Genomic DNA, 18511 nt, shown 5'->3' on the forward strand with positions numbered 1-18511 from the left:
GGAGGGCAGTCGGAGCGAAGCCCCCCTCCGAGGCGGCGGAGCCGGTACCGGGCGCCCCCTCGCGTCGGGCGGTTATTCGTGGCGGAGCGCCTCGATCGGATCGAGCCGGGAGGCCTTGCGGGCGGGATAGTATCCGAAGAAGATCCCGACGGCGGCCGAGAAGCTGAAGGCGACCAGGACCGCCCCCGGGGAGATCAGGGTGGACCACCCGGCGAACCGGGAGATGAGTTCCGACCCCCCGATGCCGAGGAGGATCCCGATCGCCCCGCCGGCCACCGAGAGGCAGACCGCCTCGATCAGGAACTGGACCAGGATGTCCCGCTCCCGCGCCCCCACGGCGAGCCGGATCCCGATCTCCCGCGTCCTCTCGGTGACCGAGACCAGCATGATGTTCATGATCCCGATCCCCCCGACCAGCAGCGACACCGAGGCGATGGCTCCCAGCAGGAGGCTCATGATCCGGGTGGAGGCCTCCGCGACCGCCAGCATCTCGCTCAGGTTGCGGACGGAGAAGTCGTCGTCCTGGCCGCTCCCGATCCGGTGCCGCTGGCGGAGCAGCTCCACCACCTCCCGCTCCGCCTCCCCGACCCGCTCCCGGTCGACCGCCTGCGCGATGATCACCCCGACCGACCCCGGGTGGGCGCTCCCCGAAAGGCGGGTCTGGGCGGTGGTGATGGGGGCGATGATGATGTCGTCCTGGTCCTGTCCCTGGGGCGACTGCCCCTTCTCCCGCAGCACCCCGATCACGGTGACCGGGACTCTGCGGATCCGGACGATCTCGCCGACGGGGGAGACCTCCCCGAAGAGGTTCCGGACGACCGTCCGGCCCAACACCGCCACCTTGGAGGCGGCGTCCAGTTCGTCCGGGGTGAAAAAGCGCCCCTCCGCGAGGCTCCACTCCCGGATCTCGAAATACTCCGGCGCCACCCCCTGGACGAGGGTGCTCCAGTTCTGGTTGCCGTACACGACGGGGGAGCTGGAGCGGACGGACGGCGAGGCCCGCAGGACCGCCGGAAGCTCCCGCCCGATCGCCCGTGCGTCCGCCATCGTGAGGGTCGGCGCCGATCCGAAACCCGACCGCAGCCCCCCGGAAGTGGTGCTCCCCGGCAGGACGAGGATCAGGTTGGATCCGATGGAGGAGATCTGGGCGGAGATCCGCTCGTTCGCCCCGGCGCCGATCGCCACCATCGCGATCACCGCCGCCACGCCGATGACCATGCCGAGCATCGTCAGGACCGACCGCATCCGGTTCGCCCGCAGCGACCGGTAGGCCACCTTCCCCGCGGACCAGAGGTTCACGGGGCCACCGCCTCGTCCCCGACGATCCGGCCGTCCCGGAACCGGACGATCCGCCGCGCGTTCCGCCCGATCTCGGGGTTGTGGGTGACCAGCACGATCGTGATCCCCTGGTCCTCGTTCAGCCCCCGGAAGACGGAGAGGATCTCCTCGCTCGTGGCGGTGTCCAGGTTCCCGGTCGGCTCGTCGGCGAGCAGCAGGGAGGGGGAGTTCACGATCGCGCGGGCGATTGCCACCCGCTGCTGCTGCCCTCCGGAGAGCTGGGTGGGAAGGTGATGCTCCCGGTCGAGGATCCCCAGGGAGGCGAGGGCCTCGCGGGCCCGCGCGGTCCGCTCCGCCGTGGGAAGGGAGTCGTAGAGCATCGGAAGCTCCACGTTCTCCAGCGCCGTCATCCGGGGAAGCAGGTTGAATCCCTGGAAGACGAACCCGATCTTCCGGCTCCGGACCGCCGCCAGGGCGTCCCTTCCCAGCCGCTCCACCTCCTCCCCGTCGAGCCGGTAGACCCCTTCCGTCGGCCGGTCGAGGCAGCCCAGGATGTTCATCAGGGTCGACTTTCCGGAGCCCGACGGGCCCATCACGGCGAGGAACTCCCCCCGCAGGATGGTGAGCGACACCTCCCGGAGCGCCTCCACGGCGACCGGACCGAGCCGGTAGGTCTTCGAGAGGCCGACGACCTCGATCACGGGAGCCGTCATGGCGATCAGAAGAGCCTCATCCGGGGACCGCCCTGCCCGCCGGAATTCCCATCCTTCTTCCGGACCTCCTCGACCGCCAGGGGATCCCCCTCCTTCAGCTCCCCCTCCAGCAGCTGCGTGTGCTTCTCGGCGCGGATCCCGATCTTTACGGGGACCTCCCCCAATTTCCCTCCCGCTTCGAGGAGGTAGACGCGGCTTTGCGCCTTTCCCTTCCCCGTCTCCGGCTTCTTCCCGTCGGACGGCTGGAAGCGCAGCGCCGCGTTGGGGATCTTCAGCGCCTCCGCGACCTCCCGCACGCGGAACGAGACATTCGCGGTCATCCCCGGCTTGAGGGCAAGATCCCCGTTGTCCACCCGGACCACGACGTTGTAGGTGACGACATTCTGCGTCACGACCGGGGAATTCCGGACCTGGACGACCTCCCCCTGAAAGGTCCGCCCGGGGTAGGCGTCCACGGTGAAGGACGTCTGCAGCCCCGCCCGCAGCCTCCCGATGTCCGCCTCGTCGACGTTCGTGTCGATCTGCATCTTCGTGAGATCCTGCGCGATCGTGAACAGCGTCGGCGTCTGGAAGCTGGCGGCCACCGTCTGCCCCGCGTCCACGTTCCGCGAGATCACGATCCCGTCGACCGGGGAGAGGATGGTGGTGTACCGGAGGTTCGTCTCCGCCGCGTCCAGCGCCCCTTCCGCCTGCTTCACCTGCGCCTCCGCGCCCTTCCGCTGGGCGACGGCCGTCTCGTAGGCGGTCCGCGCGGAGTCGACGTCGGCCTGCGCCACGAACCCGTCCTTCACCAGCTCCCGGTTCCGCCGCCAGGTCCGCTCCGTGTCCACCACGAGCACCTCGGCACGCTCCAGCGCCGCCCGGGCGTTCTCCAGGCTCCCGCTCGCCTGGAGGACGGAGGCCTCGAAGAGGCGCGGGTCGATCCGGGCGATCACCTCCCCCTTGCGCACGCGGGAGTTGAAGTCGGCGGAAATCTTCATCACCGTGCCGGAAACCTGGCTTCCCACCTGGACCGTGGTGACGGCGTTCAGGGTCCCCGTCGCCAGGACGTTTTCCGCGATCTCCCCACGCTCGACCGGCGCGGTGCGGTACGGCGGGGCTTTCTTGACGTTTTGCCAGCCGAGGAGCAGGTACGCGGCGGCGCCTGCCAGGACGAGCGCCGCCAGGGCGGCGATTCCCTTCTTCATCGGAGCTCCTTCCATGCCATGGCCTCGATCTCCTTTCCGCCGATCCGGATCCCGTGCACCTCCAGCAGCTCGCCGGTGCTCCGGTAGAACCGGGTCACGGCCCCCTGGTAGTCGGCCCGCGCGGCGGTCTGCGCGTCCCGGGCGGCGGCCAGATCCGCCTCCACTTCCAGGACGTCCTTGGTAGTCGCCAGCCCGATCTTCCCCCGCTTCAGGAAGGAGGCCAGACGCGCCTCCCCCAGGGCGACCCCTTTTCCCGAGACCTCGATCGCCCGGAACTTCGTCTCCATGTCCCGGATCGCGGAGCGGACCTCGAGCGCGGCCGACGCCTCGAGGCTGCGGATCGACGCCCGCCCCCTCGCGGCTTTCAGCCTCGCCTCGGCGAGATCGGCCATCGCGGCGTCGTTCCCGAGGGGGTAGGCGAAGGAGAGACCGATCGACCAGAAGGGGGTTTCCCCCGACGCCAGGTCGTCGAGCGAGTTCCCGTACCCGGCCGAAAGCCCCTGAAGCCCCGCGCTCCCGGTGACCGCGAGGGAGGGGAGCGCCAGGTTCCGGGAGACCCGCGCCTGGAACTCCTCCGTCCGCAGCGCCACCCGCACCGCCTCGAGATCGGGCCGCATCCTCAGCGCGGTCTCCGTCGCCACCTTCTCCGAAAACTCGATCCGGGCGGGCGGCAGGGGACCCCCCGGGACCAGCGGGCCCGCTCCCGGGTGCTGAAGAAGGACCCGGAGACGGTCCGTCCGCTCCAGGACGTCGTTCTCCGCCTCGAGCAGATCCTTTTCCCGGCGGGCGACGCCGAACTCGGAGTCGAGCAGCTCGATCGAGGCCAGCACCCCCGCGCGCACGCGGGCCTCGTTCTCCGCATGGAGCTGCCGCGCGACCGCCAGCGACGCCCGCCGCGTCTCTTGCTCCTCCCTCGACTTGACCAGGGAGAAGAAGGCGTCCCGCGCCTCCCCGGCGACCGACAGGGCCCGCACGCGCCATTCCGCCGCCGCGGACTCCCGGGCATCCCGCGCGACGGTGATCCCGCGCCCGGTCACCTCCTCCCCCCGACCGGCCAGGAGCGGCTGGGAGAAGGAGACCGAAAGCTCCGGCTGCGCGAAGCGGGAAGCGGCCCCGCTTCCGCGGCTGAAGAGGTTTTCGAAGGAAACCTTCGCCGTGGCGCCGCTCGTCAGCAGGCGGTCGAGGGAGAGGTTCGCGTCGAAGAACCGGCTCCGCGCGACCGCGGGTTCGTCCGGAACCAGGCGGAAGTCCTCTCCCCGATGTTCCGTCGCCAGGGAGATCGAGGGATTGTAGATCGCCCCGGCCCGCCGTACGGCGGTCGCCGCGATCGCGGGGGAGAAGGTTTCCACCGCCAGCCCCAGGTTCCGCGCGAGGGCCATCCGCACGGCCTCGTCGAGGGAGATCGCGATCTCTTCCCCGGCGGAGGATCGGCCCGCCGGCAGGACGAGGAAAATCCACAGCGCCGCGGCGATCCGGAAGACGCCGGCGCGCCTCATCGGGGATGTCTCCCCGCAATCGCCGGCCGCCGCAACGCGGAGAGGGCCACCGAGGCGACATGCTCGGCCGTCCGCTCGATCTCGGCTACGTCGCATCCGACCTCCGGATACAGCTTCGCGATGATATGCCGGCCGTGCCGGTAGAAAAGGCATTGCCCGAGAATGCTGAAGACATGCCGGCGGACCTCCTCCCGGTCCGCCCCCTTCCCGAGCATCTCCCGGACGAGTCCCCCGAGCGATTCGTGGAGGGGGCGGATCGCACGCTCGATCACCCGGTCCAGCGCCCCGGTCGGCTCGACGATCTCCCGCGCCATCAGCTTTCCGAACCAGGCCGGTCTCCCCTCGTCGAGAATCCGGAGCAGGAAGGTGCGGACGAAGCGGCGGAGCCGCTCCTCCGCGCTTCCGCCCCGCCCCGGGCCGTCGTGGTCGGGGTATTTCCGGCGGGCCTGGCGCCAGGCGGACTCGAGCACGTCGGCGTAGAGGTCCTGCTTGCTCTTGAAATAATAGTTCACCGATGCGATGTTGACGTTGGCCCGGCGGCAGATCTCCCGGACGGTGGCGCGGCGGAAGCCCCGCTCCGCGAACACCTCCCCCGCAGCGTCGAGGACCCTGTCGCGGGCGCGTTCGGCCAGGAGATCCGGCATCGGTACTCCTTTCGGGCGTTCGGATTCCGTTGTAAACGCTTGTTTCAAACAATTGTACAACCGTGCGGGGAGGGAATGTCAAGCCTGCGGGAAGAGATGGAGGCCCTGGCCCGGGAACTCTCCTCCCGCGGATTCGACTGCGTCCTGGAGCGGTTCCGTCTCCCCTCCCCTCCGCGGCTGACCCCTCCGGCGGGGTTTCTCGCCTGCTCGGCCGCCGCCTTCTCGCTGGCCGCGGGGCGGGGCGCCGCCTCGTTCCTGCTGGCGACGCTGGGGACGATCCTCCTGCTCCTGGACGACCGCGGCTTCTCCCCTCTCGACTGGCTGGGGCGGAAGCGGAGCCGGGCGGTCCTGGTCGTCCGCGGCACCCCCTCGAACACGGAGGGAAGGGCGCTCTTTTTCGGCCTGCCGCTGCGCTGCCGCCTGACGGGGAACGGGTACTACTCCCGCGGGGAGACGGCCCGGAGAGGACTCCACGCGGCGGGGATGCTCCTCTGCGCCGCCCTCTGGCTCGCCTCGGCCGCCCTGCTCCTGCTCTACCTGCCTCCCCTGCCCGTCCCCGGCGCGGTTGCGGGAGCTGCGCTGCTTTCGCTCTCGGTCCTGGAGGGGGTCTTCTCCGCCGCCCCGGCGGGGCCGGAGAACCGGGCGCCCCGATGGGCGGCCCGGCTCGCCGGTTCGGCGGGCGAACGGTTCGTCCCCCATCTCCTGGTCTACTCGGGCGACCCGGAGGAGGTGAAGTATTTCCTCGCCAGGCACCGGGGAGCGCTCTTCCGCGGGACGGGGCTGTTTCTCGAGTTCCCTTCCGGGGCGAATGGCCCCCTGGCAGTCTCCGTCCGGGAGGGACCCCTTCTTCCGTACCGGGTCGACGCGGGGCTGGTCTCCCGGGTCCGCTCGGCCGGGGATCGATCCGGGGTTCCTCCCTTCCGGGAAGCGACCCTCCGGTACAGGTCCCCCGCCCTCTTCTCCATGGCCAGGGGGTTCCGGGCCGTCACCCTCTTCCGCCTGGAGGGACCGCCGGAGGAAGGAGCCGGAACCGAAGAGGAAACGGCCGCCGCCTGGGTGGCAGGCATCGCCTCCGGGTGGCGCGCCGAGAATTGACAGGACCGGCCGGTAGGGTATAATTCCTACCTTCAATCCGGCAATGCATCCATCTCTTCCCGGGGAGGTAGCAACATGGCCGTCAAAGTCGGGATCAACGGGTTCGGGCGGATCGGGCGCAATTTCTTCCGCGCGGCGTACAAGGATCCGGCCCTCCAGATCGTCGCCGTGAACGACATCACCGACGCCCCCACGCTGGCCCACCTCCTGAAGTACGACTCGATCCACGGGCGGTTCAACGAGAAGGTGGAGGTCCGCGATGGCGGCCTGCTGGTCGCCGGAAAGCCGGTGAAGGTGTTCGCCATGAAGGATCCCGCCGAACTTCCCTGGAAACAGCTCGGGGTGGAGGTGGTCATCGAGTCCACCGGGATGTTCACCGACCGGGAGGGAGCGGAGAAGCACCTGAAGGCGGGGGCCTCGAGGGTCCTGATCTCGGCGCCGGCGAAGAACCCCGACGCCACCTTCGTCATCGGGGTGAACGAGAAGAGCTACGACCCGGGCAAGCACCGGATCATCTCGAACGCCTCCTGCACTACGAACTGCCTCGCCCCGGTTGCGAAGGTGCTGCTCGACAGCTTCGGGATCGAGCGTGGGCTGATGACGACGATCCACGCCTACACGAACGACCAGAGGATCCTCGACCTGCCGCACAAGGATCTCCGGCGGGCCCGGGCGGCCGCGATGTCGTTGATCCCGACCACCACGGGCGCCGCCAAGGCGGTCTCCCTCGTGATCCCGGCGCTGAAGGGGAAGCTGGACGGGATGGCGATCCGGGTCCCCACGGCGAACGTCTCCCTCGTCGACCTGACCGTCGAGCTGTCGAAGGCGGCGACCCCCGAGGAGATCAACGCGGCGATGAAGAAGGCGGCGGAGGGCCCGCTGAAGGGGATCCTCCGGTACGTGGACGAGCCGCTGGTCTCCGTGGACTTCAACCACACCCCCTACTCCTCCGAGTTCGACGCCCTCTCCACCAAGGTGATCGAGGGGAAGATGGCGAAGGTGCTGGCCTGGTACGACAACGAGTGGGGCTATTCCTGCCGGATGTTGGACCTGGCCAAGATCGTCGCGGGAGCACGGTAGGCGGATGCGCACCCCGGTCATCGCGGGAAACTGGAAGATGTACAAGACGCCGGCCGAGGCGGAAGGCTACGTGAAGGATTTCCTTCCCCGGGTGGCGGGCGTTTCCGGCGTGGAGATCGTGCTCGCACCCCCCTTCACCTCGCTGGCCGCGGTCGCCGCGCTGACCCGGACCTCGAAGGTGGGGGTGGCCTCCCAGAACCTCCACTTCGCCGCCGAGGGGGCCTACACCGGGGAGGTCTCGCCGGGGATGGTGAAGCAGACCGGGGCGAGGTTCGCCATCGTCGGCCATTCGGAGCGGCGGCAATATTTCGCCGAGAGCGACGAGTCGGCGAACCGCAAGGTCCGCGCCGCGATCGGAGCCGGCCTGATCCCGATCCTGTGCGTCGGGGAGATCCTTTCCGAGCGGGAGGCGGGAAAGACCTTTTCCGTGGTGGAGCGGCAACTCCGCGGCGGGCTTGCGGAGATCCCGGCGTCGGCCGCCGGGAAGATCCTCCTGGCCTACGAGCCGGTCTGGGCGATCGGCACCGGGGTGACCGCCACGCCGGAGCAGGCCCAGGAGGTCCACGCCTTTCTCCGCGGGGTGCTGCAATCGCTCTGGGGGGAGGCGGCCGCGGGGTCGGTCCGGATCCTCTACGGGGGATCGGTCAAGCCGGAGAACATCTCCGACCTGATGGGGCGCGCGGATATCGACGGCGCGCTGGTCGGAGGCGCCAGTCTCTCCCCGGAATCGTTCGCACGGATCGTACAGTTCACCTGACGGAGGTTCGGTACAACGCCATGTATACGTTGATCGTCATCCTGCACATCGTGGTCTCCCTGGCGATGATCCTGATCATCCTGCTGCAGACCGGCAAGGGGGCCGACATCGGGGCGGTCTTCGGCGGGGGGGGGTCCCAGACCCTCTTCGGCTCGAGCGGCCCCACGAGCTTTCTCGGAAAGCTGACCGCGGCCGCCGCGATCATCTTCATGTGCACCTCTCTCTTCCTGGCCTACTTCTCCGGAGGAAGGCCCGCCTCGAGCATCATGAAGGGGGCGGAGGTGCCCGCCATGCCGGGCCCGGTGGGGCAGCCCGCCGCGCTCCCGGGGATGCCCCAGGGGCTCCCGGCGGCCCCGGCGCCCTCGCCTCCGTCCGCCCCGGGCAAGTAGCAAGCGACACACACCACCGGGCGCGCCCGCGACCCTCGACCGGGCGCACCAGGCCCATGCAATCGGAGGGGGACCCGCAGCGATGCGGGGGGAGGTCCCCGGTTGCCGGCGCAGCATCCGCAGGAGGGGGGGCGAGCGGAGATGGAAGTCTTTGCGTAAAAATCAAAACCCCGGCGATTTCTCGCCGGGGTTTCCGTTGTCAGGATGTTGTTCCCCGCGGGGGGTTTTTCAGGCCACCTTGACGACGTTGGTCGCCTGGGGCCCCTTGGGGCCGTCGGTGATCTCGAACTCGACGCGCTCGCCCTCCTTCAGCGACTTGAAGCCCTCGCCCTTGATCGCGCTGAAGTGGACGAAGACATCCGGCCCACCTTCCTGTGCGATGAACCCGAACCCTTTCGCGTCGTTGAACCACTTTACTGTACCCTGAGCCACTTGCCTGTACCTCCTTCCGGATTTGCGTTTCAAACATGAGGCGTGACGCCCGATATCTGAACCAGATGAAATGTACAGCGGGAATCTCCCCCCTGTCAAGATAAGAACCGCGCCGGAAACTTTTCCCGAAATCCCGGGTTTGACCGGTCAGAAACGGATCGATATCCCGACGGAACAGGAGGAACGGCTGATGAAAAAGGGGGTCGCAATGGCGATGGCGGCGATCGTGCTGGCAGGGTCCACTCCCGCGCTCGCCGCGGAAATCGGGCAGAGGCAGATGAACCAGCAGCGGCGGATCCACCAAGGGCTCCGGAACGGGTCGCTCACCCCGGGCGAGGCGGCCCGGCTGGAGCGGGAGCAGTTCCGGACCGAGCGGCTGGAGCGCAGGCTCAAGGCGGACGGGGATTTCACCTGCCGCGACCGGGCGCGGGTCCAGCACCGTCTGAACCACTCCTCCCGGCACATCTACCGGGCCAAGCACAACGGCCGGACGGCCAGGTAATCGGGCGGGGACACTCCTCTATTTCGCACCGATAACACCAGGAGTGTCCCCGCATACCGGCACGGCGGGGTGGTAGAATCGGGGGATGCCGCCTCCGAAACGATACTCCATCCGGGAGATCCCGGCCGCCGGCCGGATCGAGTACGAAAAGGTCCTCAACGAGCGGCAGGCCGAGGCGGTCCTCCATGGAGACGGGCCGCTTCTGGTCATCGCCGGGGCCGGCACCGGGAAGACCCGCACCCTGATCTACCGGGTGGCCCGCCTGGTGGAGACCGGGCAGCCCCCCCCGTCGATCCTGCTGCTCACCTTCACCCGCCGGGCATCGGAGGAGATGCTGCGGAGGGCCTGCGCGCTGCTCGACCGGCGCTGCGAGAAGGTCGCCGGGGGGACCTTCCACTCCTTCGCGAACACCCTGCTGCGTCGGTACGCCCCCGCCGTCGGCTTCGGGGAGAACTTCACGATCCTGGACCGGGCCGACACCGAGGAGCTGGTCGGACTGCTCCGCCACGAGGTCCACGCGGGCCACAAGACGGTCCGCTTCCCCCGGAAGGAGACGCTGGCGGACCTCTTCAGCCGTGCGGTGAACCGGGAGGAGGAGCTGACGGAGGTGGTGGAGCGGGACGCGCCCCACTTCCTCTACTGCCTGGATGACATCCTCCGGATCCACCACCTCTACCGGGCGACCAAGCGGGACCGGAACCTGATGGACTACGACGACCTGCTGGTCCACCTGGCCTCGCTGCTCCGGGAGAACCGGGAGATCCGGGAGTCGGTCTCCGCCGCCTACCGGAACGTTTTGGTGGACGAGTACCAGGACACGAACCGGATCCAGGCGGAGATCCTCCGTCTTCTGGCCGCCGTCCACGACAACGTGATGGCGGTGGGGGACGACTCCCAGAGCATCTACTCCTTCCGGGGGGCGAATTTCCGGAACATCATGGACTTCCCGTCCGACTTTCCCGGCGCGAAGGCGGTCTTCCTGGAGGAGAACTACCGGAGCGTCCAGCCGATCCTCGACGTGACGAACGAGATCATCGCCGGGGCCGCCGAGAAATTCCCCAAGCAGCTCTTCACCCGCCGGGCCGGCGGCGGGAAGCCGTCGATCCTTTCCGCGCCGAACGAACGGGTCCAGTCGCTCTTCGTCGCCGACCGGATCCTGGAGCTGCACGAGGAGCAGGGGATCTCCCTCTCGGAGATCGCCGTCCTCTTCCGGGCCGCCTACCTCTCCTTCGACCTCGAGGTGGAGCTGGCGAAGAGGAGGATTCCCTACCGGAAATTCGGGGGGTTCCGGTTCCTCGAAACCGCGCATGTCAAGGATGTGATCGCCCACCTGCGGCTCCTGGAAAACCCCCGCGACACCCTGAGCCTCTCCCGCGCCCTGATGCTGGTGCCGGGCGTGGGGAGGAAGCGGAGCGCGGATCTCTCGCTGCGCGCCCACTCGGAGGCCTCGCTCGCCCCCGTGCTCTCCTCGCTCGACTCCATGAAGCGGACGGAGGCGGCCGGGCAGCTGGCCAGGCTGCTCCGGGAGATCGGCGGGAAGGGAGAAGGGACCCGGACGGAGGAGATCCCGGTCCAGGAGATCGTGGCGAGGGTGACCGCCTACTACCGTCCGATCCTGGAGGCGAAGTTCGACGACTACCCGAAGCGGCTGAAGGACCTCGAGCACCTGGAGACGCTCTGCGCGCGGTTTTCGACCCTCTCGGCCTTCCTTTCCGAGATCACGCTCGAGCCGCCGCAGGCCTCCGTGGGGGACCTCGCGGCTCCCGGGGGGGAGGAGGACACACTGACCCTCTCGACGATCCACTCGGCCAAGGGGCTGGAGTGGAAGGCGGTCTTCGTCATCTGGACGCTGGACGGGAAGCTCCCCTCCTCCCGCGCGGCGGAGGACGAGGAGGAGATGGAGGAGGAGCGGCGGCTGATCTACGTGGCGTCGACACGGGCGAAGGATACGCTGGTGTTCACCTACCCGGTGAACATCTACGAGCGGGCCAGCGGAACGGTCCTCTCCCGCCCGTCGCGGTTCGTGGAGGAGATCTCCCCGGAAATCCTGTCGAGGTTCGCCCTGATCGAGTAGCTGGCGCCGGTCAGCGGTCCTTGTCCCGGTCCTCGAACGGCTTCCCGCACCAGGTGCAGTAGGTCGACTCGCGGGGGACGAAGTGGAGGCACCTGGGGCACTGCCGGTCCGGGGGCGGAGCTTCCTTGTCCTCCCCGGATTCCTCCCACATCTCCTCGTCGTATTTCCAGTCGTCCCGCGGCAACGGCTTCCCTCTTGAGCGCCCCCCCTGGGGGCCGCCCGGTTTTCCCCATGATACCATCCCCGCCGGGATTCCGCTTTCGGGGACCGGAAGAGAAATTCCGGCGACGCACCGGGCCGCCGGGCCGTGTCCGGCGCAGAATTATTCTTGTTGACCCCTTTTGCCAATACCTTGTACTATTAGCAAGTTCTTCAAAAACCCATTATATTCTTGGATTTACGAACATCGATGGCTGTCCGGCGGATTCCCATACCGAAGGAATCCCCGTAAGTGTCGAAGAATTCAACATCAATGCTCGTCGATCCATCGAAAAAGGAGGTGGTAACCGAGGAGTTGGAGCAAGTCCGTGCGACTCTAGGGGGAAAGTCGTTCGCAACCTTATTGTCTGTCTTTCCAAGGAGGGGGGATGAGAAAGTCACTTGTGGTTCTCGGGATCCTGGTTCTGGTCCTGCCACTGTTGTTCGTCGGATGCTCAGGGGACGACGGCGCCGTGGGCGCTGCCGGGCCCCCGGGGGCGCCGGGCGCTCCGGGACCTCCCGGAACGGGCGTCCTTGCGAATGAAACCTGCGTCGTCTGCCACGCCGCCGGAAGGGTCGCCGACGTCGCCGCCGCGCACGACACGGCGACCGGGACGGTGACGGCGGTCATCACCGACGTCGCGTTCAACGAGGCCGGGAACAACGTCTCGGTGACGTTCACGTTCGAGGCGAAGGATACTGCTGGGAACACGGTATCCGTAGACCTCGCGGACGCCCCGTCAACAAGCAACAACCTGACCCACCTGAGGTTCACGGTCGCCCGGCTGGTGCCGGGCCAAGTCTACGATATCTCGACGCGCGACCCCGACTCCTGGTTCTTCTACGGCCCCAGGAGCCATCGCAACAAGAACCAGCTGGTGGACAACGGCGACGGCAGCTACACGTTCACCTTTGTGGACGGCATCGCGCTCGACCCCGCGGAGGAGGGCTACACCCACCGGGTGGGGATCGAGATCTACGCCCTTCCGTCCGGCCTGCGGTCGGTGAACCCCACCTTCGACTGGGTGCCGGACGGCGTTACCCCTGTGCGCTCCCGCGAGATCGTCACCACCGCCGCGTGCAACGAATGCCACAACCCGCTGGGGTATACGCCGAGCTTCCACGGAAGCCGCCGCGTCGATACGAAGTACTGCGTGCTCTGCCACAACCCCAACAACGAGTTGGCGCCTCAGAGCGCAGCTTCAGGGGCCCCAAGTGTGCCGATCCCATTTGTCAAGCTGGTTCACGGGATTCACACAGGCAAAAACCTGCTGATCTTCGAGGATGGCGAAAATCACGGCGATTTCACCGAGGTCACCTACCCGCAGGACATCCGCAACTGCAACAAGTGCCATAAAGGAGCGGAAGGGCAAAACTGGAACACGCTCCCGAGCCGCGAGGCGTGCGGAACCTGCCACACCGGCGTCAACTTCGACACCGGGGCCGGGCACGTCGGCGGCGCGCAGGCGAACAACCGGCTCTGCGCGATCTGCCATCCGTCCGGCGAGATCGAACGGTACCACCTCACCACCGTCGCGACGCCCAACAACCCCGACGTTCCCGCGAACCTGTCCAACTTCGAGTACGTGATCGACGAGGTCACCGTGGGCAGCAACAACGCGGCGGTGGTCACGTTCCATATCAACCGGAACGGGACGCCCATCGACCTCACCGTGCAGCCCGAGAACACCACGAGCGGGCCCAGCTTCCTGGTGGCCTACGCGCTGCCGCAGGACGGCATCGACTCGCCGGCGGACTACAACAACCTCGGCCGGAGCGCCGGCCAGCCGGCCAGCGTCTCCCTCTCGAGCGTGCGGTCGGCCCTGACCGGATCGGCGGCGAGCTACACGGTCACTCTCTCGTCCGCGCCCTTCCCGGCCGGCGCGACCCTGCGCGCCGTCGCCCTCCAAGGGTCCTTCACCGAAAACGGCGTGAGCCGTCCCACCCCCTCGGTCGTGAAGGCAGTGACCGGCGACACGGTGCGCCGCACCGTGGTCAAGACCGGGTACGTCGACGGCACCGGCCAACCGGTAACCAATCCTGGGGACTTTTCGACTGCAAGACCCTTCGGCTGCCTGGAGTGCCACGAGACCCTCGCGCTCCACGGCGGCAGTCGCGTCAACAACGTGCAGGTCTGCGTGATCTGCCACAATCCCAACCTGAGCAGCAGCGGCCGGACGATCGACCCGGCGACGCAGACCATCAGCCCCGCCGTCGTGGCCGCCGTCGGCTCCGATCCGCTGGTCTACCCCGAAGCGGCCATGCATTTCAAGAACCTGATCCACGGGATCCACCGTGCCTCCGACCGGCCGTACGAGTTCGTCCGCAACCGGACGTCGGGCGGCTTGACCGGCTTCTACTACAACTGGAGCGAGGTGACCTTCCCGGGCAACCTGATGGACTGCACGAAGTGCCACCTCGGCAGCTCGTACATGCCCAATGCCCTCCCGGCAGGCGTCCTGGTGAGCACCGAGAGGACCACGACAGGGGACTCGGCCGAGACCCTGGCCGACATCGTCGCGGCCCGGGACGGCGTGCCGAACGACACCGACTGGGTGAACACCCCGATCGCCTCGACGTGCTACTACTGCCACGACAGCGTGCCTGCCCGGGCCCATATGATCCTGGGCGGCGGCAAGATCCGCGCGGAGCGCGGGTCCGCGATCCTGGAGATCACGCCGTAAGAACGCGGCAGGGCGTCAACCCCGAACCGAACGCAAGACGGGAACCCCCGGCCCTTTCTCAAGGGTCGGGGGTTTTTTTTCGGCCGGTGCCCCATCGACCCCTCCTGCGGCGGCTGCGCCGAGTAACGGAGACCCGTAAGCGATGCGGGGGGTTCCGCGCAGCGGCCGGGCGCTCAGAAGGCGCCGGCCTGCTTCGTGTAGGCGAGCCGACCCCCCGCCAGGATGATCTCGACCTGGCGGCCGGTGAGGGTGTGCTTCACCTCGAAGTCGAACCCCTTGGTCACGTTTCTGGCCCTGAGCTGCTGCCCCTTCGCGATCGCTTCCCGGATGTTCGGGATCTCGACCTGGTCCCCCTGCTCGATCCGGCCGTAGTCGGCCTCGTTCGCGAACAGCAGCGGCACGATCCCGAAGTTGATCAGGTTCGCCGAGTGGATCCGCTCGAAGGCCTTCGTGATCACCGCGCGGACCCCCAGGTGGCTCGGGCAGATCGCCGCATGCTCCCGCGAGGAGCCCTGCCCGTAGGAGAGGCCGCCCACCACGACGTTGTGGACCCCCCTCGCCTTGTTCTCCAGCGCCCGCCTGCTGAAGGTGTGATCGACCCCCTCGAAGACGAACTCGGCGTACTTGCCGATGTTCGACCGGTACTTCAGGCGCGCGCCGGCCGGCATGATGTGGTCGGTGGTGATCTTGTCCCCCACCTTCAGCGCCACCTCCCCCCGGATCGTCTCGGGAAGCGGCACGCTCTCCGGCGGCTTGCCGATGTTCGGCCCGCGGCGCACCTCGACCTTCGACGGGTCGTCGGCGGGCGGAAGCACCATCGAGTCGTCCACCAGGAACTTCTTCGGCACCTTCACCTCGGGGAATTCGATCCCGAGTTCGGCGGCCACGTCCCTCGGATCCGCCATCTCCCCCTTCAGGGCGCATGCGGCGGCCGTTTCCGGGGATACGAGGAAGATCCCGGCGTCCTTGGTCCCGGACCGCCCCTCGAAGTTCCGGTTGTTCGTGCGGACCGACACCCCGCCCGACGGGGGGGCCTGCCCCGCTCCGATGCAGAACCCGCAGGCGGTCTCGAGGATCCTCGCGCCGGCGCCGACCAGCGTGGCGACGCTGCTCTCCTTCGCCGCCATCTGTAGGACCTGCCGCGATCCCGGCGCGACGCCGAAGGAGACGTTCGCGCTGATCGTCCGGCCGGAGAGAATTCTCGCGAGCGTGGTGATGTCCTTGTAGGAGGCGTTCGTGCAGGAGCCGACCAGCACCTGGTGGACCTTCTTCCCCGCGATCTCCTTCACCCGGACGACGTTGTCCGGGCTGTGCGGCTGCGCCACCATCGGCTCGAGCGCCGACAGGTCGATGTCGATCACCTTGTCATACTTCGCGGTCCTGTCCGCCTGGAGCCGCGCCCACTGCTCTTCCCTCCCTTGCGCCTTGAGAAACGCCTTGGTCACCTTGTCGGAGGGGAAGATCGAGGTGGTGACGCCCAGCTCCGCCCCCATGTTCGTGATCGTCGCACGCTCGGGAACGGAGAGGGTGCCCACCCCCTCCCCCCCGTACTCGACGACGCAGCCGACGTTTCCCCTGGTGGTCATGATTTCGAGGAGCTTTAGGATCACATCCTTGGCGGAGACCCAGGGGGAGAGCTTCCCCTTCAGGTTCACCTTGACCACCCTGGGGAAGGTCATGAAGAAAGACCCACCCGCCATCGCCACGGCGACGTCCAGCCCCCCCGCGCCGATCGCCATCATCCCGATCCCGCCGCCGGTCGGCGTGTGGGAGTCGGAGCCGAGCAGCGTCTTCCCGGGAATGCCGAACCGCTCGAGGTGGACCTGGTGGCAGATCCCGTTTCCCGCCCGGGAGTAATAGATCCCGTGCTTCGCCGCCACCGTCTGGAGGTAAAGGTGGTCGTCGGCGTTCTCGAACCCTTCCTGGAGGGTGTTGTGGTCGACGTAGGAGACCGAGATCTCGGTCTTGACCCGGGGAACGTCCATCGCCTCGAACTGGAGGTAGGCCATCGTCCCGGTGGCATCCTGGGTGAGCGTCTGGTCGATCCGGACGGCGACCTCCTGCCCGGGCTTCATCTTGCCCGACACATAATGATTTTTCATGATCTTTTCGACGATGTTCCTGCCCACGATATCCCTCCTTCCCGGATGATTGTTCGGTCGGCCGGCGGCTTCCGCGCACGGACGCCGCCTGTCGACAGTGTCCGGACGGAAGACGGCCCATCATACGCGAAGCGGGGGATGAAATCAACCGCCGGATGCCCCTTCACGCCTTCCGGCGCCACGCCGCGGCGAGGATCCCCGCCGGCGCCAGGAGCAGGATCGCCGGAACGAGCCAGTGGCCGTACGCCTGGAAGAAGGTGGGAGGCGGGTCCCTCCGATAGGGGATGTCGTACCGCTGCGTCCACTCCGCATGCAGCGGGGAGAGCGCGAGAAGGGTCCCGTCCGCCCGCATCGCCGTGGAGATCCCGGTGTTCGTGGACCGGATGACGGGCCGGCGGAACTCGATCCCCCGGGCGAGAGTCATGACCAGGTGCTGATACGGCTCGGACCGCGCGCCGAACCAGGAGTCGTTGGTCACATTGACGAAGACCTGGGCTCCCCCGTCGGCCAGGACGCGGGACAGGCCGGGGAAGAGGCCCTCGTAGCAGATCTGCGGGCCCAGGACCAGGTCTCCGAGCCGCTTGACCTCCGGCCCATGGCCGCGTGCGAAGTCGGCCGTTCGGGGGAACCACCCTTTGAGCGCCGGAACGAGACGGGCCCCGGGGACGTATTCCCCGAACGCCAGCAGCACGGTCTTGTGGTACGGGGGGCCGGCCACCTCGCCGTCCTCTGCGAAGAGGTAGAGCGCGTTCGTCTTCTTCCCCGCCGCTTCGTCGTAACCCCGCGCCCCGGTGAGCAGGGCGATCGAGTGGCGGCGGAGAAACGCCCGCAGGAGCGCGGTGTTTCCCTCTTCCATCGCTCCCGGGAGAATCGTGTCCGGGAACGCGGACTCCGGCCACACCGCGAAATCCGGCCGGCCGCTCCCCGGTCCCGAAAGCCCCTGCGCGGTCAGCTCGAAGTACCGCCGAAGGATCTCCCCCCGGAACCGCTCGCCCCTCTGCGCGCGCTCCTTCGCGAGGTTGCCGATGTTGGCCTGCACGATCAGGACACGCGTCTCCGCATCGGGGGGAGGCAGGGTCTTCCCCCGGATCCAGCCGAGCCCGTTGATCGCCGCGAGGAAGGCCAGAGCGGCCCCGAGGACGCGTCCCCCTTTCCACGTCCCCCGGTTCTCCCAGGCGGCCAGAAACGCGAGGTTGAGAGCAAGGGTCACGGCGCTCAAGCCCTGGAATCCCACGTATTCGGCGAGCTGGTACGCCGGAAGCCGGGCCCACAGCCACGGGTACCCGAGGTTCCACGGGAAGATCATGGGCCAGGCGTATTCCGCCAGGGCGGTGACCGCCGGCAGCAGCCCAAGCTGCGCCCAAACGGGGAGAGGCCCCCCGGAGCGGCAAAGCGACCAGACCACCCCGGCAAGGGGGATGTGAAGGTGACCCGCGGCGCAGAAGAGGAGCAGGACGAGGGCGGACACGGGCCGGGAAAGGTGGCCGAATTCGTGGGCGGTGTGCGCCACCCAGTGCGAGGCGATCAGCGTGAAGACGAACTGTGCGAGCCAGCCCGCGAAGAACACCCGCTTCCACGAGCTCTCGCGGAGCCAGAAGAGCCATAGAGGGACGAAGCCGAAAAGGAGCGCCCAGGGAGGAAAGGGGATGTAGCTGGTTCCCAGGAGGATCCCGGAGAGAACGGGGAGCCGGAACGCGGAGAAACGCACTGCCGCCTTTTCCATCGCCGCCATCGTGCCTTTATAAGCGTTCCGGGGCGCGCTGACAACCTCGTCGCCCCCCGCCCGGAATGCCCGCCGCCCGAACGTGTCGACAGTATTCGAAAGGGGGGGGGAGGGAACATTTCCATTGACATCCCCAAACCCCTCTAATAGCATCGGT

General features: G+C 68.0%; 15 protein-coding genes. 7 read left to right on the forward strand and 8 right to left on the reverse strand.

Features of this window, described 5'->3' with window-relative positions; translation table 11 throughout:
- Positions 1–72: 72 nt before the first annotated feature.
- The 5 genes from A2X88_08920 to A2X88_08940 are packed head-to-tail and all read right to left on the reverse strand — an operon-like array spanning position 73 to position 5318.
- Entirely contained in the window at positions 73–1245 is a 1173-nt protein-coding gene (locus A2X88_08920) for a multidrug ABC transporter substrate-binding protein (protein ID OGP32964.1), read from the reverse strand.
- Between the two features lie 50 nt (positions 1246–1295).
- The gene (locus tag A2X88_08925; GenBank protein OGP32941.1) at positions 1296–1991 is read right to left on the reverse strand and encodes a macrolide ABC transporter ATP-binding protein; all 696 of its coding nucleotides are present in this window, start codon (positions 1989–1991) and stop codon (positions 1296–1298) included.
- A gap of 5 nt (positions 1992–1996) precedes the next feature.
- Entirely contained in the window at positions 1997–3178 is a 1182-nt protein-coding gene (locus A2X88_08930) for a hypothetical protein (protein ID OGP32942.1), read from the reverse strand.
- Positions 3175–4674 (reverse strand): hypothetical protein, encoded by a 1500-nt coding sequence (locus A2X88_08935; GenBank protein OGP32943.1) that lies wholly within the window; start codon positions 4672–4674, stop codon positions 3175–3177. Before A2X88_08935 ends, A2X88_08930 begins: the two co-directional genes overlap by 4 nt.
- Positions 4671–5318: a hypothetical protein gene (locus tag A2X88_08940; GenBank protein OGP32944.1), complete on the reverse strand. Its 648-nt coding sequence runs from the start codon at positions 5316–5318 to the stop codon at positions 4671–4673. Before A2X88_08940 ends, A2X88_08935 begins: the two co-directional genes overlap by 4 nt.
- A gap of 75 nt (positions 5319–5393) precedes the next feature.
- On the opposite strand from A2X88_08940, the gene A2X88_08945 reads away from it, so the two are divergent.
- The 4 genes from A2X88_08945 to A2X88_08960 all read left to right on the forward strand — a co-directional run bounded on the left by A2X88_08945 (position 5394) and on the right by A2X88_08960 (position 8639).
- On the forward strand, positions 5394–6413 hold the full coding sequence (locus A2X88_08945) for a hypothetical protein (GenBank protein OGP32945.1): 1020 nt from the start codon (positions 5394–5396) through the stop codon (positions 6411–6413).
- A gap of 75 nt (positions 6414–6488) precedes the next feature.
- Positions 6489–7493 carry a type I glyceraldehyde-3-phosphate dehydrogenase gene (locus tag A2X88_08950; protein ID OGP32946.1) on the forward strand — a complete coding sequence of 335 codons (1005 nt, stop codon included), beginning with the start codon at positions 6489–6491 and terminating at the stop codon, positions 7491–7493.
- Positions 7494–7497: 4 nt separating this feature from the next.
- Positions 7498–8250 carry a triose-phosphate isomerase gene (locus tag A2X88_08955; protein OGP32947.1) on the forward strand — a complete coding sequence of 251 codons (753 nt, stop codon included), beginning with the start codon at positions 7498–7500 and terminating at the stop codon, positions 8248–8250.
- Between the two features lie 20 nt (positions 8251–8270).
- On the forward strand, positions 8271–8639 hold the full coding sequence (locus A2X88_08960) for a preprotein translocase subunit SecG (GenBank protein OGP32948.1): 369 nt from the start codon (positions 8271–8273) through the stop codon (positions 8637–8639).
- 228 nt (positions 8640–8867) lie between these two features.
- Here A2X88_08960 and A2X88_08965 read toward each other — a convergent pair whose 3' ends face one another.
- Entirely contained in the window at positions 8868–9071 is a 204-nt protein-coding gene (locus tag A2X88_08965; protein ID OGP32949.1) for a cold-shock protein, read from the reverse strand.
- Positions 9072–9261: 190 nt separating this feature from the next.
- Between A2X88_08965 and A2X88_08970 the strand changes: the two genes are divergently transcribed.
- The 3 genes from A2X88_08970 to A2X88_08980 all read left to right on the forward strand — a co-directional run bounded on the left by A2X88_08970 (position 9262) and on the right by A2X88_08980 (position 14529).
- Positions 9262–9573 carry a hypothetical protein gene (locus A2X88_08970; GenBank protein OGP32965.1) on the forward strand — a complete coding sequence of 104 codons (312 nt, stop codon included), beginning with the start codon at positions 9262–9264 and terminating at the stop codon, positions 9571–9573.
- An 85-nt stretch (positions 9574–9658) separates the two neighbouring features.
- On the forward strand, positions 9659–11647 hold the full coding sequence (locus A2X88_08975) for a hypothetical protein (GenBank protein ID OGP32950.1): 1989 nt from the start codon (positions 9659–9661) through the stop codon (positions 11645–11647).
- 602 nt (positions 11648–12249) lie between these two features.
- A complete protein-coding gene (locus tag A2X88_08980) occupies positions 12250–14529 on the forward strand; it encodes a hypothetical protein (GenBank protein OGP32951.1) in 2280 nt (759 codons plus the stop codon).
- Between the two features lie 173 nt (positions 14530–14702).
- On the opposite strand, the gene A2X88_08985 is transcribed toward A2X88_08980, so the two are convergent.
- Both A2X88_08985 and A2X88_08990 read right to left on the reverse strand, forming a co-directional pair.
- A complete protein-coding gene (locus A2X88_08985) occupies positions 14703–16658 on the reverse strand; it encodes an aconitate hydratase (protein ID OGP32952.1) in 1956 nt (651 codons plus the stop codon).
- Positions 16659–16794: 136 nt separating this feature from the next.
- Positions 16795–18354 (reverse strand): apolipoprotein N-acyltransferase, encoded by a 1560-nt coding sequence (locus A2X88_08990; GenBank protein ID OGP32966.1) that lies wholly within the window; start codon positions 18352–18354, stop codon positions 16795–16797.
- Positions 18355–18511 lie beyond the last annotated feature (157 nt).

The organism is Deltaproteobacteria bacterium GWC2_65_14 (assembly GCA_001797615.1).
Lineage (GTDB): Bacteria > Desulfobacterota > Deferrimicrobia > Deferrimicrobiales > Deferrimicrobiaceae > GWC2-65-14.

What these genes read in the sequence shown, in the direction of transcription:
- A2X88_08920 (OGP32964.1), bottom strand. Translation starts at nt 1,245, where the DNA reads ATGCGGTCGGTCCTGACGATGCTCGGCATGGTCATCGGCGTGGCGGCG.
- A2X88_08925 (OGP32941.1), bottom strand. Translation starts at nt 1,991, where the DNA reads ATGACGGCTCCCGTGATCGAGGTCGTCGGCCTCTCGAAGACCTACCGG.
- A2X88_08930 (OGP32942.1), bottom strand. Translation starts at nt 3,178, where the DNA reads ATGAAGAAGGGAATCGCCGCCCTGGCGGCGCTCGTCCTGGCAGGCGCC.
- A2X88_08935 (OGP32943.1), bottom strand. Translation starts at nt 4,674, where the DNA reads ATGAGGCGCGCCGGCGTCTTCCGGATCGCCGCGGCGCTGTGGATTTTC.
- A2X88_08940 (OGP32944.1), bottom strand. Translation starts at nt 5,318, where the DNA reads ATGCCGGATCTCCTGGCCGAACGCGCCCGCGACAGGGTCCTCGACGCT.
- A2X88_08945 (OGP32945.1), top strand. Translation starts at nt 5,394, where the DNA reads ATGTCAAGCCTGCGGGAAGAGATGGAGGCCCTGGCCCGGGAACTCTCC.
- A2X88_08950 (OGP32946.1), top strand. Translation starts at nt 6,489, where the DNA reads ATGGCCGTCAAAGTCGGGATCAACGGGTTCGGGCGGATCGGGCGCAAT.
- A2X88_08955 (OGP32947.1), top strand. Translation starts at nt 7,498, where the DNA reads ATGCGCACCCCGGTCATCGCGGGAAACTGGAAGATGTACAAGACGCCG.
- A2X88_08960 (OGP32948.1), top strand. Translation starts at nt 8,271, where the DNA reads ATGTATACGTTGATCGTCATCCTGCACATCGTGGTCTCCCTGGCGATG.
- A2X88_08970 (OGP32965.1), top strand. Translation starts at nt 9,262, where the DNA reads ATGAAAAAGGGGGTCGCAATGGCGATGGCGGCGATCGTGCTGGCAGGG.
- A2X88_08975 (OGP32950.1), top strand. Translation starts at nt 9,659, where the DNA reads ATGCCGCCTCCGAAACGATACTCCATCCGGGAGATCCCGGCCGCCGGC.
- A2X88_08990 (OGP32966.1), bottom strand. Translation starts at nt 18,354, where the DNA reads ATGGAAAAGGCGGCAGTGCGTTTCTCCGCGTTCCGGCTCCCCGTTCTC.